The 16128-nt window shown below is 56.5% G+C and carries 14 protein-coding genes; 7 read left to right on the top strand and 7 right to left on the bottom strand.

Translation table 11 applies throughout. The features are described 5' to 3' along the window. The 4 genes from DSM25558_RS02510 to flgF form a co-directional block, all read right to left on the bottom strand. A partial coding sequence (locus DSM25558_RS02510; RefSeq protein ID WP_143239993.1) for a transposase occupies positions 1-221 on the bottom strand: 221 nt, incomplete at its 3' end. 155 nt (positions 222-376) lie between these two features. After that, the gene (locus DSM25558_RS02515) at positions 377-928 is read right to left on the bottom strand and encodes a flagellar protein (RefSeq protein ID WP_143239994.1); all 552 of its coding nucleotides are present in this window, start codon (positions 926-928) and stop codon (positions 377-379) included. Between the two features lie 11 nt (positions 929-939). Then, entirely contained in the window at positions 940-2280 is a 1341-nt protein-coding gene (fliI, locus tag DSM25558_RS02520; RefSeq protein ID WP_244554101.1) for a flagellar protein export ATPase FliI, read from the bottom strand. 97 nt (positions 2281-2377) lie between these two features. Then, positions 2378-3112, bottom strand: a complete 735-nt coding sequence (gene flgF / locus DSM25558_RS02525) for a flagellar basal-body rod protein FlgF (protein WP_077101511.1) — start codon at positions 3110-3112, stop codon at positions 2378-2380. Between the two features lie 267 nt (positions 3113-3379). Between flgF and motA the strand changes: the two genes are divergently transcribed. The 6 genes from motA to DSM25558_RS02555 all read left to right on the top strand — a co-directional run bounded on the left by motA (position 3380) and on the right by DSM25558_RS02555 (position 8554). Then, positions 3380-4252: a flagellar motor stator protein MotA gene (gene motA / locus DSM25558_RS02530; protein WP_077101513.1), complete on the top strand. Its 873-nt coding sequence runs from the start codon at positions 3380-3382 to the stop codon at positions 4250-4252. Next, entirely contained in the window at positions 4249-5208 is a 960-nt protein-coding gene (locus tag DSM25558_RS02535; protein ID WP_083716280.1) for a FliM/FliN family flagellar motor switch protein, read from the top strand. The genes motA and DSM25558_RS02535 overlap by 4 nt, the downstream gene beginning before the upstream one ends. Positions 5209-5275: 67 nt before the next feature. After that, complete coding sequence (fliN, locus tag DSM25558_RS02540) at positions 5276-5818, top strand: flagellar motor switch protein FliN (RefSeq protein WP_077101515.1); 543 nt, start codon at positions 5276-5278, stop codon at positions 5816-5818. 27 nt (positions 5819-5845) lie between these two features. Beyond that, positions 5846-6889 carry a flagellar motor switch protein FliG gene (gene fliG, locus DSM25558_RS02545; protein WP_077101517.1) on the top strand — a complete coding sequence of 348 codons (1044 nt, stop codon included), beginning with the start codon at positions 5846-5848 and terminating at the stop codon, positions 6887-6889. Between the two features lie 127 nt (positions 6890-7016). Further along, positions 7017-8099 carry a flagellar biosynthesis protein FlhB gene (gene flhB / locus DSM25558_RS02550; RefSeq protein WP_077101519.1) on the top strand — a complete coding sequence of 361 codons (1083 nt, stop codon included), beginning with the start codon at positions 7017-7019 and terminating at the stop codon, positions 8097-8099. Between the two features lie 5 nt (positions 8100-8104). Next, on the top strand, positions 8105-8554 hold the full coding sequence (locus tag DSM25558_RS02555) for a hypothetical protein (RefSeq protein WP_077101521.1): 450 nt from the start codon (positions 8105-8107) through the stop codon (positions 8552-8554). Between the two features lie 79 nt (positions 8555-8633). Here the strand turns inward: DSM25558_RS02555 and DSM25558_RS02560 are convergent, their stop codons facing one another. Both DSM25558_RS02560 and mscL read right to left on the bottom strand, forming a co-directional pair. Continuing rightward, positions 8634-9806 carry a pyridoxal phosphate-dependent aminotransferase gene (locus DSM25558_RS02560; protein ID WP_077101522.1) on the bottom strand — a complete coding sequence of 391 codons (1173 nt, stop codon included), beginning with the start codon at positions 9804-9806 and terminating at the stop codon, positions 8634-8636. A gap of 94 nt (positions 9807-9900) precedes the next feature. Continuing rightward, the gene (mscL, locus tag DSM25558_RS02565) at positions 9901-10344 is read right to left on the bottom strand and encodes a large conductance mechanosensitive channel protein MscL (RefSeq protein ID WP_077101524.1); all 444 of its coding nucleotides are present in this window, start codon (positions 10342-10344) and stop codon (positions 9901-9903) included. A 209-nt stretch (positions 10345-10553) separates the two neighbouring features. On the opposite strand from mscL, the gene DSM25558_RS02570 reads away from it, so the two are divergent. Next, entirely contained in the window at positions 10554-14063 is a 3510-nt protein-coding gene (locus DSM25558_RS02570) for a hybrid sensor histidine kinase/response regulator (RefSeq protein WP_077101526.1), read from the top strand. A gap of 95 nt (positions 14064-14158) precedes the next feature. On the opposite strand, the gene DSM25558_RS02575 is transcribed toward DSM25558_RS02570, so the two are convergent. Next, positions 14159-16003, bottom strand: a complete 1845-nt coding sequence (locus DSM25558_RS02575) for a methyl-accepting chemotaxis protein (protein WP_077101528.1) — start codon at positions 16001-16003, stop codon at positions 14159-14161. Positions 16004-16128: the final 125 nt, after the last annotated feature.

Raw genomic sequence — 16128 nt, forward strand, 5'->3', positions numbered from 1 at the left:
TTGAAGACGCCGAGCCGGCTCCAGCGAATGAAACGATTATAGATGGTCTTATGCGGCCCGTATTCACGCGGCACGTCGCGCCACCGCAAACCATTGCGCAGGACGAAGATGATGCCGCTCAATACCAAGCGGTCATCGACACGCGGCACGCCATGTGACAGCGGGAAGAAAGGTTCGATCCGGCGCATCTGTGCATCCGACAAAAGCATCAGGTCACTCATGGCAGTGTCTCCTTTTGATCTTAGTGAATCAAAACAAGGGGCACATCGCAAGAGCTTTAATGGGTCCTGAGCCTAGTCTAGGCTGGTTTGGTCTCAAACATTATTGCCGTTACCCCTTGGCATTGGGATGCCTGCGGAGATAACCGGGGCGGGTGCTACTCCGAGTACAGCTCGCCGGAGGACGTGATGATCTGCCATTTGCCTTCGACGTTGCTCATCGAAAGAAGGCGGCTTTCGTCGGGGAGGACTGAGCCGATCTGGACGAGGAACATACCGGATTTGTCTTCTATCAGCGCACGACCGTTTGAGACGTGCAGAAGTTTGAAGCGTGTTCCGCCGGGGAAGGGTTGCGACTTTCCGTCACTGTTTGCGTTCTGGCCTTCTCCCGCAGTTTGGACGGTCGCGGTTGTCAGGGCATCGATATCCGGCTTGGCCACGTCGTTGCGGCCATCCGAGGTCAGACCCTCGTTGATGTGAGGCACCACAGCGGTTACGCCGCCACCGTCTTTTTGCGGCATGTTTTTCAAAGCTTCCCAACCGGAACCACTGATTCCGAATTTTTCGGGGTTGAAGAAAACGTACCATGGCAGTGCGGCGGCTGTTGCGGCGACGAAGATAAGGCCGCCGGTCAACAGACGGTCGAAATCTCTTATCGAACGCCTCTGCCGCGCATTGTTATCCGCTGTCGAATTTGTCTTTTGTTTCATGAATTTCATCATCATGCCCCCCGCCGCTGGATCGGTGCTGGCTGGTTGTTGCCCGGTGCGTTTCTCAATGCGTTCGCCAGTTCGGCATAGGCGTCGATGACGGTTCGGTCGCCGGGTGATTGCTTGAGCACGTCGTAGACGAACGGCACCTGTTTGACGGCCATGTCGAGTTCGGCATCCACGCCTGGGCGGTAGCCGCCGATCAGGCGCAGATCCTTGGTTTCTTCATAGTTGTGGATCAATGACTTGAGCCGTGAGACCAACTTCTGCTGGTCTGGCGTCCATGCCTTGTGAGACAGACGCGAAATCGAGGCGAGCGGGTTGATAGGCGGATATCGGCCCTCGTCCGCAAGTGAGCGGTCTAGAACGATATGGCCGTCGAGAATGCCGCGGGTCGAGTCGGCGATCGGGTCGTTGTGGTTGTCGCCGTCTACGAGAATGGAGATGATCGCGGTTACCGTTCCCGTTCCCTCCGCGCCAGGGCCTGCGCGTTCCAGCAATTTGGGCAGTTCGGTGAAAACAGAGGCGGGATATCCACGCGCAATCGGCGGCTCGCCGGCGGCAATCGCCACCTCGCGAATGGCATGGGCAAAGCGCGTGATACTGTCGGCGATGAAGAGGACATTTTCGCCCTTATCGCGAAAATGTTCCGCAATCGTCATGGCAACCATCGGTGCCATCTTACGCAGCATGGGGCTCTCGTCGCTGGTGGCAACAATGGCGATGGATTTCTGCATATTGTCACCGAGCGTGTCCTCGATGAATTCGCGCACTTCACGGCCACGTTCGCCAACCAAGGCGATGACGACCTTGTCGAAGGCATCGGCGCGGGCTAGCATCGAAAGCAGTGTCGATTTACCCACACCGGAACCGGCAAAAATGCCAAGGCGCTGGCCCAGGCACAGCGGTGTAAAGATATCGATGGCCTTCACGCCCGTACGAAAACCGGTGACGACACGGCTACGCGTCATCGAGGGTGGCGGCAGCGTGGTGATGGAGCGATCTTTCGGCCCCTTCAACAGAGGGCCCTTATTGTCGATCGGCTTGCACAGGGAGTTGATCGTGCGCCCGCACCAACTGTCGTCGGGCTGCACGCGAAACTCGCCTTCGCGCAGCACGATGTCGTTAACGCCGATTGGATCGCCCGGCTCGATGGCGCAGACATAGACCAGATCGGGCTCAACGCGGACGACTTCGCCAAGATGCAATCCCGTCGAGCTCTTGTGGACCACGAATTCGCCAAGGCGCACATGTTCGGAAAGACCGCTGACCGTGTAATGACCTGCTGCGATGGTTCTGACCCGACCGCCGCGGGACAGCGGCATGCCGGACGCAATCTGCGTCTCCATCATCTGGGCAAGCGCTTCCAGCTTGGAGAAGATGTTCGGCGGCTGTACTGGAGTTTGGGGAGGGGTCTCGATCTGGGTTTCCATTTACATCAAACGCCTTTTACTGCCCGCCGCCAAGGGTGCGGATGGCCTGTGAAAAGGAATCTTCGGTAGATTTCATCAGCGAAGAAATGCCTTCGAAAGCGCGGTTGACCTGGATGAGCTGCGTCATCTGACTGATGGCGTTGACGTTGGACTGCTCCACATAACCCTGAACGACGCCCACTGCGGACGTATCGACGACGGGTTGCGGTGCTTCCGAAAAGATCACGCCGCTGTTTTCGTAGCGGACAAAGCCTTTATTGGCGTTTGCGGTATAAAGGCCAAGCTGTGCGACCGTTGCGCCGTTCTGGAGAATGCGTCCATCGGAACCGACTGTCGGCTCACCTGCCGCCGGATTGAGTTGAATAGGTGCGCCGCCTGCATCCAGAACCGGATAACCCTGCGTCGATACCAGTTCACCCGTCACAGCCATGGAGAAACGACCGTCGCGCGTCATGACTTGGCCGGCGGGCGTGTTGATCGCAAACCAGCCGTCGCCCTTCACGGCAAAGTCGAATGAATTGCCCGTCCGGATCATTTCGCCGTTGCGAGTGGAAAGATAGTCGCTGCCTTGTGTGACGAAAGAGATGTCTGCCTTAAGATCGTTTCGCGTCTGGCTCATGATCTGATCGAACTTCACTTCCGTGCCGCGAAAGCCGACCGTGTTCATGTTGGCAATATTATCCGCAATGGTCGTGAGGCGACGTTCCAAAGCGATCTGGGAGGAAATGCCGACGTAAATGCCAGATTGCATGTGTGTCTCCTATGCGGAATTTTAGAGAGAAGGCGCGCACCGACGGCGCATAACCCTCTTATTCTCGCCGAAACTACGGATGCTTGCTTGTGCGAAGCTTTTGAGCGGCGGTGCCATGAGACGCGGGAAAACGCGGCGCGTATTGGCAGGCCTACACCATGCCGCCATTTCCAGACAAAGTCGGCTGCACCGGTTTGCAAGCCAGCCTCGCACAAGGCATGTCGCCTATCCCTGACATGCGAAATTGGCATCAGACGCGAGCTTCAGATGAACATTATTATCGGATTAGTGATTACTTTCGGCTGTATTATCGGCGGCTACATGGCGATGGGCGGCCATCTGGACGTGCTGTTTCAGCCATTCGAGCTTGTCATCATTGGCGGCGCGGGTATCGGCGGCTTTATCATGGCCAACCCGATGAAAGTCGTGAAAGACAGCGGTAAGGCGCTTGGCGAAGCATTCAAGTTCGCGGTGCCGAAAGAGCGTCACTATCTGGATGTGCTGGGCGTTCTCTATTCGTTGATGCGCGATCTGCGCACCAAGTCGCGCAACGAAATCGAAGCTCACATCGACAACCCGGAGGAATCCTCGATCTTTCAGACCGCACCATCGGTTTTGAAGAACAAGGAATTGACGTCCTTCATCTGCGATTATGTACGCCTCATCATCATCGGCAATGCTCGCAGCCATGAGATCGAAGCGTTGATGGACGAGGAAATCGACACCATCCTGCATGACAAGATGAAGCCTTACTACGCGATCACTGCTATGGGCGATTCGTTCCCTGCAATCGGCATCGTGGCCGCGGTTCTCGGCGTTATCAAAGCCATGGGCAAGATCAACGAATCGCCTGCGATTCTGGGCGGCCTCATTGGTGCGGCGCTTGTCGGCACCATGCTCGGCATCATCCTGTCCTACTCCATCTGTAACCCGCTGTCGTCGCAGATCAAGATCGTCCGCACCAAGCAGCACCGCCTCTACATCATCGTGAAGCAGACCTTGCTGGCCTACATGAACGGCTCGGTACCACAGGTCGCTCTCGAATATGGACGCAAGACCATTTCCAACTACGAGCGTCCGTCCATCGATGCCGTGGAACAGGAAATGATGAACCCGGGTGGCGACCAGAAGGCGGCTTGATGATGGCGAATGCTGCACAATCGAATGTAACGCCGATGGACCCCGCATTGCTGGCAAAGCTGACGGGTGGCCTGGGTGATGGCAAGAAAGTCGCCAAGATCGGTGCCGAAATCGGGCAGATCTATAGCAATTTTTTGCCGGATATCTTCCACAGCGAAACGGGCATCGCCATCGATGTGGACTATATCGGCTGTGAATCCGGCCTGATGACGGACCTCGTTCAGAAGTTGGGCAAGGACTTTGCCGTCGCCGACTGCTCGTTGCGTAACTGGGCTCCCCATTTTCTGCTGGGAACCGGCACGGCTTTCATCATGGCATTGATGGAACGCATGCTGGGCGCTGCACCCGACACGATCATGGAGCCTGAAATGCGGGCCTTGTCCCAGATCGAGCTCGATCTGGCGGCCTTGGTCATGGGGCGTATCGGCGAAGTGCTTCGCTCGTCGGTCAATGCGCCCGGCGGTTTCGAGCCGACCATCGATCCACCGTTCAACGGCAATGGCAAGACCATTTTCGAAGAGGCGATTTCCGCACAGTTCGGCATGCTGATCCGTCTCAAGATCGAAATCGGCAAGGTTGCTTCCGAAATTGCAATGGTCATTCCGCAGCGCACGCTGCTCAAGACGACCATCGTTGCGCCCAAGCCCTCGGCACAGGCGCTGAAGAAGCAGGAAGAATGGATGGAGATGATCTCCGAACAGGTGAAGCGTTCACAGGTGACGCTGGAAGCCAAGATACGGTTGCAGAGCTTGACGCTGAAAACGATCTCGCGGCTTGTGGCGGGGGATGTAATCCCTTTCCGCGATATTCGCCAGGACGACATCTGCGTCGAGGTCAGCGCCAATGGCGCAAACATGTACAACTGCGAGTTTGGTCGCGCAGGCGATAGATACACGGTTCGCGTAAAGAACAACGTCAGTACGGACGACGAAATTCTTAGACATTTGATGGGTTGAATGCCGGGCATGCCTCTTCGCAAGGCATGGGCAGCTTGACGCAAGTTTCAAAGGGAATAATTAGCGCATGGCTACGAAAAAGACACCAAAACCCGAAGATGATTTGATGGCTTCGCTTGATGATACAGGCGATCTGGACCAGGCAATCGGTGATCTGCGCGGTGTACTGAAAAGTGATTCGGAAGGATCGCTCTCAGACTTTGGCGATTTTGGCGACTTCGGTTCGGCAGCCGTTGAACCGGCGGGCGACGATCTTGCTGCGTTCGGTGGTGGAATGGACAGCTTCGGCATGTCGGATTTCGGCTCCAGCGCCGCTCCGCACTCCGCTTCGCCTTCACCACTGGGCAGTGGTCTGTCGGACAACCTCGATCTGATCATGGAGATTCCGATCGATGTCCAGATCGTTCTGGGAACCAGCCGCATGCTGGTATCTGGATTGATGGGACTTGAGGAAGGTGCGACGATTGCTCTCGAGCGTAAGATTGGCGAGCCTGTGGAAATCATGGTGAATGGCCGCTGCATCGCACGCGGCGAAATCACCGTATTGGAAGAAGATGATACGCGCTTCGGCGTGAAGCTGATCGAAGTAATGAGCACTAAGAAAGCCTAATCCCTGTGGGGACGGAGAGGAAAGACCATGATGGACTTTGAGGATTTCGGTAACCCTTTAGCAGGGAAACCGTTGTCTCAGGCTGATAAGGCCGCCGCCGTACTGCTGGCGATGGGCAAAGGTGTGGCTGGAAAACTGCTCAAGTTTTTCACTCAGGCTGAATTGCAGACCATCATCAATTCGGCTCAGACGCTGCGGGTTATTCCTCCCGATGAACTCGCAGTGATCGTAGCGGAATTCGAAGACCTGTTTACCGAAGGCACGGGCTTGATGGACAACGCCAAGGCCATCGAAAGCATTCTTGAAGAAGGCCTGACACCTGAAGAGGTCGACGGTCTCCTCGGTCGCCGAGCTGCATTCCAGGCTTACGAAACCTCGATCTGGGATCAGCTTCAGGATGCCGACCCACAGATCATCGGCAAGTTTCTGGTGCGCGAGCATCCCCAGACCATCGCCTACATCCTCTCCATGTTGCCATCCTCCTTTGGTGCCAAGGTGCTTCTGACCATTCCGGACGAACAGCGCGCCGACATCATGAACCGCACCGTCAACATGAAGGAAGTCAGCCCGGCTGCCGCGCAGATCATCGAAAAGCGCGTTCTGGCGCTGATTGCCGAACTCGAGGCCGAACGCAATGCTGCAGGCTCGGCGAAGGTTGCCGACCTGATGAACGAACTCGAAAAGCCGCAGGTCGATACCCTGCTCAGCTCTCTCGAAACGCTCAGCAAGGAATCTGCAAACAAGGTCAAGCCGAAGATTTTCCTGTTCGAAGATCTCATGGCCATGCCCCAGCGCAGCCGCGTTTCCCTGCTCAACGACGTCTCGGCAGACATTCTCACCATGGCGCTTCGCGGTGCCACGAACGAGATCAAGGAATGTGTGCTGTCCAGCATCAGTCCACGCCAGCGCCGCATGATCGAGTCCGATCTTGCTGTGCCGATGGCATCGCTCAACACCCGCGAAGTGGCGATTGCTCGCCGCGCCGTTGCGCAGGAAGCCATTCGTCTGGCCAATTCCGGCCAGATATTGTTGAAGGAAGCCGTGACAGACGGTCAGTCCGCCGCCGCCTGACGCGACGGCGCTTGATAAAGCCTGTGTGTGGCAAGCCCCGGTGGCTTGCGGGCCACGGCTGACGCCTATACCCTGACACTAACGGCCTGCCGATTCCGGCGGGCCTTTTTTGTTCAGGGGACGTGTCTTGTCAGACGGTGAAGACAAAGACAGTAAAACAGAAGAACCCACAGAGAAAAAACTTCGCGACGCGGAGGAGAAGGGAAACGTTCCTTCATCCCATGAAGCGTCCCTGTTTACCTCCATGCTTGCATTCTATCTGTATCTCGTCTTCTTCGTCCCCGATGGCGTCAAAAGACTGGGTGAAACACTCGAAGATATCATTGAACGCCCCGAGCAGTGGAGGATGAACACTGCAGCGGATATGGTGTCGCTGGGGCTTCATCTTGCCAAGGAAATGGGTGCGTTTCTGTTGCCCGCTGCCGTTCTGTTCATCGTTTTTGGCTTAGGGCAGTCCTTTGCGCAGAACCTGCCGCAATTCGTTCTCGACAGGATCATGCCGAAGGCGTCCAGAATATCGCCCGTCGGCGGCTTTACCCGAATTTACAGTGTGGATGGCCTCGTCAACTTCGGAAAATCGCTTTTCAAGGTCGTCATCGTCGCGATCATCATGGTCATCGTCCTGAAGAATGACTATTACCGCCTCCTGAATTCTCTGATCACCGATCCGCATAGCATCATGTCGACGGGATATGAGATATTGAAGAAGATGGTGACCGTCGTTCTTTTCTCGACGGGCATTCTGGCCGTAGCCGATTACTTCTGGGCCAATCACCGCTGGCACAGCCAGCAAAAGATGACCAAGCAGGAAGTGAAGGACGAGTACAAGCAATCCCAGGGCGACCCTGTGGTGAAAGCGCGCCAGCGTTCCATCGCACGCGATCGCGCGCGCCGCAGAATGATGGACGGCGTGCCAAGAGCGACCCTCGTCATCACCAACCCGACCCACTATGCGATTGCGTTGCGATACGTCAAAGAGGAAAGCGATGCGCCGATCATTGTCGCCAAGGGACAGGATTTGATCGCTCTGAGAATCAGAGAGATTGCTAAGGAAAACGGAATCCCGATTTTTGAAGACCCACCGCTTGCCCGCTCCATGTTTGCGCAAGTCTCGGTGGATAGTGTCATCCCGTCAGTATTTTATAAGGCCGTTGCGGAACTGATTCATAAGGTTTACGCGGCGCGCCAAAACAAAAGACGGGTAAACTGATCAATATGAAAAAGTGCTCATATTCGGCTGAAAGAGAAGAAATTTTGGCTCGTGCAATCGGCCCTGTGGCTGCCGAGCTTCGTTTGATCGATGCGGGAGATCTGATCTCTCTTCTAAAGTTCGAATATTATAGCAGCCTGGCGGATCTGGTGGATTCGGCGGCTGAACTCTACTTCCATCCAGGAACGGTCTATTTTGGAATCGGCGGCGATTACAAGCTGGACTGGGATACCTATCCATCCATCACGCTGGATCTGGAAATCAAGCCGAAAGGCGTGACCATCTATGCGCAGTTGATGCTGGAAAAAGACCGTGCCGGCATCAACATCAACTACATCAACTTCCAGAACCCTTCGAGTGATCCGAACGAGAACACGGCATTTCTGGCAGACAGTTTGCGCCATGCCTCGTTCTATCTGAACAGGGATGTGGCGACGAGCAACGCAACGCACTAAAGCGCTCCGCTATACGTCTTGAAACATGTAATCCTTGCCACCGATGATCCTGTTGATCGTCGGTGGCAAAGTGTTTCTATCAGAGGTTTTTACCGAGAATATAGCTCGACAATCTGTCCGCCGCGTCTTCGATCTGTACCGGATTGCGCAGGAAGCAGGCGCGCAGGAAAAGCTCTCCGCCAGCACCGAAGGCTTTGCCGGGTGCAAGACCGACACCGACCTTGTCGACGATGTCGAAGGCCGCCGCACGGCTGTCCGTGACGCCGTCTATCTTCAGAAAGGCGTAGAGCGCGCCATCCGGCTTCAACGTTTCGACGCGATTGGTGGCAATCAACGCATCGCAGAGAATGTCTCGCGATTTGGCGGCGCGGGCGAAGTTCTGCTTGATGAAATCATCACCATGATCGAGCGCGGCGATGGCTCCGCGCTGCATGAACTGCGCAACACCTGACGTGGAATACTGGATGAGGTTTTCGATGATCTGACCGATTTCCGGCGGTGCCACCAGCCAACCCACCCGCCAGCCGGTCATGGACCAGTTCTTGGAGAAGGAATTGGCGAAAATGATGCGGTCACCGTCTTCCATGATGTCGAGGAAGGATGGCGCGCGCGTTTCGGCGTAGTGATAGAGCGCGTAAATCTCATCTGCGATGATCCACAGACCATGGCGACGGGCAAGCGCCAGAATATCACGCAGATTATCATGCGTTGCCGTCCAGCCCGTGGGGTTGGAAGGTGTGTTGATGAACAGCGCCTTGGTCTTGGGCGTGATCGCCTGTTCCAGTTTGGCGATGTCGATGTCCCATTTGCCATTGGTAAAATCGATGCCGACTGGCACGGCTTTGGCACCTGCGACACCAATGGCTGCGACGATGTTCGGCCATGTCGGGGTGAGATAAACCAGTTCATCGCCGGGGGAGGTGAGTGCCTGCACGGCGAGGACAATCGCCTGCATGCCCGAGCCCGTGACATAAAAATGGTCTGACGACAGATTGGCCGCGAAATGACGCTGGTAATAGCGGCTCATCGCTTCGCGCAATTCCGGAATGCCGCGCTGCCACGTATAGAAGGTTTCCCCGCCCGTCAGCGCATCGGCTGCTGCCTGTGCGATGAAGGCTGGCGTGGGCAAATCGCCTTCGCCGACCCACAACGGCAGGAGATTTTCGCGCGCGTGGGCGTATTTCTTGACTTCGACGATACCGCTTTCCGGCGTTGCCAAAGAGCGGGCACTTAGACTTTGCAGAACCGACATGAAAAAAGGCACTCCAGTGTGAGTGCCTTCTTAGCGCATGAAAAGCCTGCTGTGCATGATATTCCGTGAAGAGATCACGGATTTTTCTGATGGATCAGACGCGATCGGTACCGGCAGTTTTCAACAGGTCGCGGATTTCCATGAGCAGCCGTACATCTTCCGGCGGCGGTGCGGGCTCTTTCTTTTCCTCGACCTTCTGACGCTCGACCGACGAACGCAGCTTGTTCACGCCCTTGACCATCAGAAAGATGATCCAGGCGAGGATAACGAAGTTGATGACGACGGTGAGGAAGTTACCATAGGCGAAAACCGCGCCTTGTTCCCGTGCCGCCGCAAGCGAAACGGCCGTCACTTTTGAACTCAGCGGCAGGAAGTAGTTTGCGAAATCGAAGCCACCGAAGACGGCACCGACAATTGGCATAATTAGATCATTGACCACGGAATCGACGATCTTGCTGAAGGCCGCGCCGATGATGACACCCACGGCCAGGTCCATGACATTGCCGCGGGCGATAAAAGTTTTAAACTCGTTGAGCATTCCAGACGTCCCTCTTTGAAGCCCTCTCTCAGCCGATGCGTAGCGCACGGCAGACACACGATAACATTCAATTTTCGAATGTGCAGATATACGAAGCAAAAAGCCGATTGGTTCCACTATCTTAAACTTTATGCCAAGTCCCGGCCAATTCTCATTCTCTTCGAACTATCCTATGCTTGGTCAAGAGGATGGTGGGAGAGAAGAGCCAAGTGCTTCCTGGGTGGGTCATATTCGGATCGGCATTCGCCTATATTCTGCTGCTCTTTGCAGTGGCAAGTTATGGCGACCGCAAGAGCCGCCGCAAAACGCCATCCAACAGAGGCAGGCCCATCGTCTATGCGCTGAGCCTTGCGATCTACTGTACCTCATGGACCTATTTTGGCGGTGTCGGTCTGGCATCCGAACGCGGGCTGGAATTCCTCGGCATCTATACCGGTCCCATTCTCGCCTTCACGCTGGGAATGCCGATCCTGCGGCGGATCGTGGAATTGGCCAAAGCCGAAAAGCTGACATCGGTCGCCGATTTCATCGCAGCGCGTTATGGCAAGAACCCGACGGTTGCGACGCTGGTGTCGATCATCGCGCTTGTCGGTGCGATCCCTTATATTGCGCTTCAGCTCAAGGCCGTCTCCAATTCCGTTGCGGCCATGGTGGACCCGAGCGATTACGGGATCGGCAGCGGTAATCTCTATTTCCTTGATCTGCCTCTACTGGTGACGGTGGTCATGGCGGGCTTTGCCGTCATATTCGGAACCCGCCACACGGACGCGACCGAGCATCAGGACGGGTTGATCCTCGCCATCTCCATGGAATCGGTGGTGAAGCTGGTCGCCATCTGTACGGCAGGTGTCTATGTCGTGTTCTTCCTGTTCGATGGCCCGTCGCAGCTCTGGCGGCTGGCCTCCGAGAACAGCCAGGTCATGCAGGCCATGTCCTACCAGACGCCGATCAGCCGCTGGATCGTGCTGACGCTGCTCTCGGCCTTTGCGATCATCCTGCTGCCGCGCCAGTTTCATGTGACTGTGGTGGAAAACCGCACACCGAATGAACTGCGCATGGCGGGGCTGCTGTTTCCGCTGTATCTCATCGCCATCAACATCTTCGTCTTGCCCATTGCCATTGCAGGTCTGTTGACGCTTGGCGGTACCGGCGATGCGGACCTTTATGTGCTGCAATTGCCGTTGGTCAACCAGATGCCAGTGGTGTCACTCATCACCTTCATCGGTGGCTTTTCGGCTGCAACGGCCATGGTCATCGTCGCCTCTGTCGCGCTGTCGATCATGGTATCGAACGACATTTTGATGCCGATTTTTCTGCGACAGAAACTGTTGAACCGTTCCTCGCATCGCGATGATTTTGCCAAGACGCTGCTCAACATCCGGCGCATTGCCATTTTTGCGGTTCTGCTTCTGGGATATGCCTATTACCGGGCGGCGGATAGTGCATCTGGCCTCGCCTCCATCGGGCTGCTGGCCTTTGCGGCGATCGCACAAATGGCACCATCGCTTTTGGGTGGGCTGATCTGGCGGCGGGCCAATGCACGGGGTGCGATAGCAGGGCTAAGTTCCGGCTTCATCATCTGGGGCTATCTGCTGTTTCTGCCGAGCCTCGGCGGACCGGACAATTCCCATATCGCCGCAACGATCCTGAGTTTCCTGTTGCCTGGCACGACGCTGTTCAGCGGCCCGGGAGCCGATCCGCTGGTCAATGCGGTCACGCTCAGTCTCCTGGTCAACTGCGCGGCCTTCGTACTGGGCTCGCTGTCGCGCAATCCGCGACCGGTGGAACGCATCCAGTCCGGCATCTTCGTCAAGCGCCACTCGAAATCGCAATTCGCCACCCGTGGCTGGAAAACGCGCGTCAGCGTCGGCGATCTGAAAACGGCAGTTGCCCGCTATCTCGGCGAAGAGCGGATGTTGCGCTCGCTTTCGGCCTACGAAAAAACCGCAGGCCGAAAGCTGGAGGACGATCAGCCAGCGGATATGGCGCTGATCCATTTCTCGGAGCAATTGCTGGGCAGCGCCATCGGCTCCTCATCGGCGCGGCTGGTTTTGTCGCTGATCCTGCAGAAGGCGGAGGACACCAGTGCCGATACGGTCTGGCTGCTGGACCAGGCAAGCGAAGCGCTGCAATACAACCAGGACATGCTGCAAACGGCCTTGGCGCAGATGGATCAGGGCATCGCGGTTTTCGACAGCTCCCAGCAGCTGACCATCTGGAACCGCCGCTTCCGCACCCTGCTCGATCTGCCCGAACAGTTCGGCCGGGTGGGGCTGCCGCTGAACGAGATCGTGGCTATGCTGGAGGAGCGCGGTGACATTCCGCTGGGTCAGCGGGCGCAAACCATCGACTTATTTCTGACGATGGACATGCCGTTTTCGTTGGTGCTGGCGGGTGGCGCGCGCATCATCGAAGTGCGCTCCAATGCCATGCCGGACAAGGGAATCGTTGCGACCTTCACCGATATTACCCAGCGCGTTGCCAGCGACAAGGCGCTGAAGCAGGCCAATGAAACGCTGGAGCAGCGCGTGGAAGAGCGCACCGGCGAGTTGACCCGCGTCAACCACGAACTGGCCGAAGCGCGTGCCGCAGCCGACGAAGCCAACATCGGAAAGACCCGTTTTTTTGCCGCCGCAGGCCATGATATTCTTCAGCCCTTGAACGCCGCCCGGCTGTACTCCTCAGCGCTTGTGGAGAGAATGGGCGCGTCGGATAACCGCTCTCTGGTGCAGAACATCGATTCCGCACTGGAATCGGTCGAGACAATTCTGGGCGCGGTGCTCGATATTTCCCGGCTCGATACCGGCTCCATGAAGCCGCGTATGGCGTCGGTTTCGCTCAATGATCTGTTCAAGCGGATCGAGACGGATTTCGCCCCGATGGCGCGGGAGAGGAACCTGGAACTCATCGTCATGCCGACAACGCTGACGGTAAAGTCGGACATCAATCTGCTGCGACGGCTGGTTCAGAACCTCGTGTCTAATGCCATCAAATATACCATCTCCGGCAAGGTGATCGTCGGCGTCAGGCGTCGCGGTAAGGAAGCGGTCATTCAGGTCACCGATTCCGGCATCGGCATCCCATCCTCCAAGTTCCGCACGATCTTCAAGGAGTTCGCGCGGTTGGACGAGGGAGCGAAGACGGCGGCAGGGTTGGGGTTGGGCTTGTCCATCGTGGACAGGCTCTCTCGAATTCTGCACCACCCCGTTCACCTGTCATCCACTCAGGGCAGGGGAACGACGTTCCGTGTCCATCTGCCCCGCGAGGTGGCGCATGGCCGCGCAGCCAAGGCGGTGGAACGCAGCACGCCGCAGCCCATCGCCAATCAAATGCACGGCTTTCATATTCTCTGTATCGATAACGAGCCCAGGATATTGGAAGGCATGGCGCTGCTGATGTCCGGCTGGGGCTGCGAGGTCAGTCAGGCAGCATCCCTTGCCGCTATCGATCACATGCTGGAAGCGCAAGCCGCCGCGCCGGATATGATCGTTGCCGATTATCATCTCGATGATGGCGACGGCATCGATGCCGTTCTGCGCCTGAGGCGCTTTTACAAACGGGAAATTCCGGCGCTTCTTATCACCGCAGATCGGACGCCGGAGGTTCGGGCGCAGGCGGAAAAGGAAGCCATCGCCGTTCAGCACAAGCCTGTGCGGCCAGCGGCGTTGCGCGCCTATATCAACCAGGTTTTCAGCGTTACACGTGCGGCTGCAGAATAGTGGGCTTGGCGCAAAGTATTTGTGACTGAACGGAAAATGGCCGCCCGATGTCGATCGAGCGGCCATTCTGTTTGGTTCGGGATAGGCGATTGGTCTCAAGCAGCGCGGCTGTAGCGTTCCTGCTGCTGACCGTTCTGGCCGATCTGGAAGCGTTGCACCAGGCCAAGCAGGGCCTCGACTTCTTCTGACAGCATTTGGGTTGCAGCACTGGATTCTTCCGCCATGGCCGCATTCTGCTGGGTCATCTGGTCCATCTGGTTGACGGAGCCGTTGACTTCTTGCAGCGCAGACGCCTGGTCGGCCGTTGCCGTCGCAATGGTCTCGACATGCTGGCTGACGACAACGATCTGCGTGCTGATGTCGGAGAGAACCTGTCCGGCTTCCTGCACCAGAAGCGCACCCGTGCCGACCTCGTTGGTGGACTGGTTGATCAGCGTCTTGATTTCGCGCGCGGCATCTGCCGAGCGCTGGGCAAGCTCACGTACTTCCTGTGCGACAACCGCAAAGCCCTTGCCCGCTTCGCCGGCGCGCGCAGCTTCGATGCCAGCGTTCAGTGCCAGAAGATTGGTCTGGAAAGCGATATCGTCGATAGTCTCGATGATCTGTTCGATCTTCTTGGAAGCATCTTCGATCCGGCCCATCGCGTCGATGGCGTTCTTGACGACGGTGCCAGAGCTGTCAGCGCTCTTCTGGGTGATGCGAACGGCTTGATTGGCTTCACGGGCGCGGTCGGCAGAGGATTTCACGGTCACGGTGATTTCCTCGACCGCGGCGGCTGTCTGCTCAAGCGAAGCGGCCTGGGATTCCGTACGGCGCGACAGGTCGTTTGAGGACTCGCGCATTTCCATGCCGTTGTGCTGAATGACCAGCGTTCTCTCGCGAATTTGCGCTAATACGTCTTTCAGGTTGGCAAGCGAGTTGTTAAAATCAGAACGCAGCTGTTCGAGGCGACCGGAGAACGGTGTATCGATGGTCTGTGTCAGGTCACCCTGCGAAAGACGCGCCAGACCACCAGCAAGCTGGTTGACGGCAAAATCGATCTGACGATCCGTTTCGCGCTTCTCGGCATCGTTGCGACCACGCTCTGCTTCCGCTTCTGCACGTTCTTCAACGCTGCGTCCTTCGATGACGAGTTTCTCGTGCGCATTGTCGCGGAAGACTTCAAGCGCGCGGGCGATGTTGCCGAATTCGTTCTTGCGCTGCGTATAGGGGATTTCTGTTTCCAGCTTGCCTTCAGACAGGGATTTCACTGCCGTTGTCAGCAGACCGAGAGGGCGTAGCGCGCGGTTGATAAGAAAATACCCAAGGAAACCGAACACCAGCATGACGCCGAGGCCGCACCACAGGACGATGTTGCCCAAGCCATTGATGTGCGACTGATAGACTGTCATCGGGACGCCGACGAAGAGAATACCGACGGCCGCGCCCGTCTTGGACAGCACAGGGACGTAACCTGTCATATAATCCGTACCGAAAAGCTTTGCCTCGCCGAAATAGGACTCGCCCTTTTGTATTTTCGCATAGGCGGGATGATCGAGTGCAAGCTTGGTGCCGACGGCGCGTTCGCCTTTTTCATTCTTAACATTGGTAGAGATGCGCAGGTAATCAGTACCCTGTGTCTGGAACACAGTAGCAACGCCACCATTTGCCAGACCCGTGCGGTCGACCAGATCAAAATCAAGCAATGTACCAATGCTTGGTCTGCTGACGGATTTTAGATCGCCATTTTCCATAGCAACCGTCGCACCGCCAACCTTCATCTCGTACAGAATAGCCATGCTTCGAACAGCGCGATGGGTATCGAGGATCGCGCTTTCCATAACGTCTTCCTTCAACCGAAGATAGGTTGTTGTACCAACGGCAAAAATACCTAGAAAAATGAGCGCGATCGTCAGACAAACCATCTGGACGACTATCGATCTCTTAAAGAAACTCGTCATCACATACCCCGAGAACTACTGAATTTTGCCACAATGCGGGAAAACTGTTAAAATTCAGGGAATATTTTAAGAGGTAAGTACCCGATACTATTGGGCTTTTCTATTGGTTTTATGGACGTCAAGTA

This window comes from Agrobacterium sp. DSM 25558 (genome assembly GCF_900100825.1).
In the GTDB taxonomy this organism is placed as follows: domain Bacteria; phylum Pseudomonadota; class Alphaproteobacteria; order Rhizobiales; family Rhizobiaceae; genus Agrobacterium.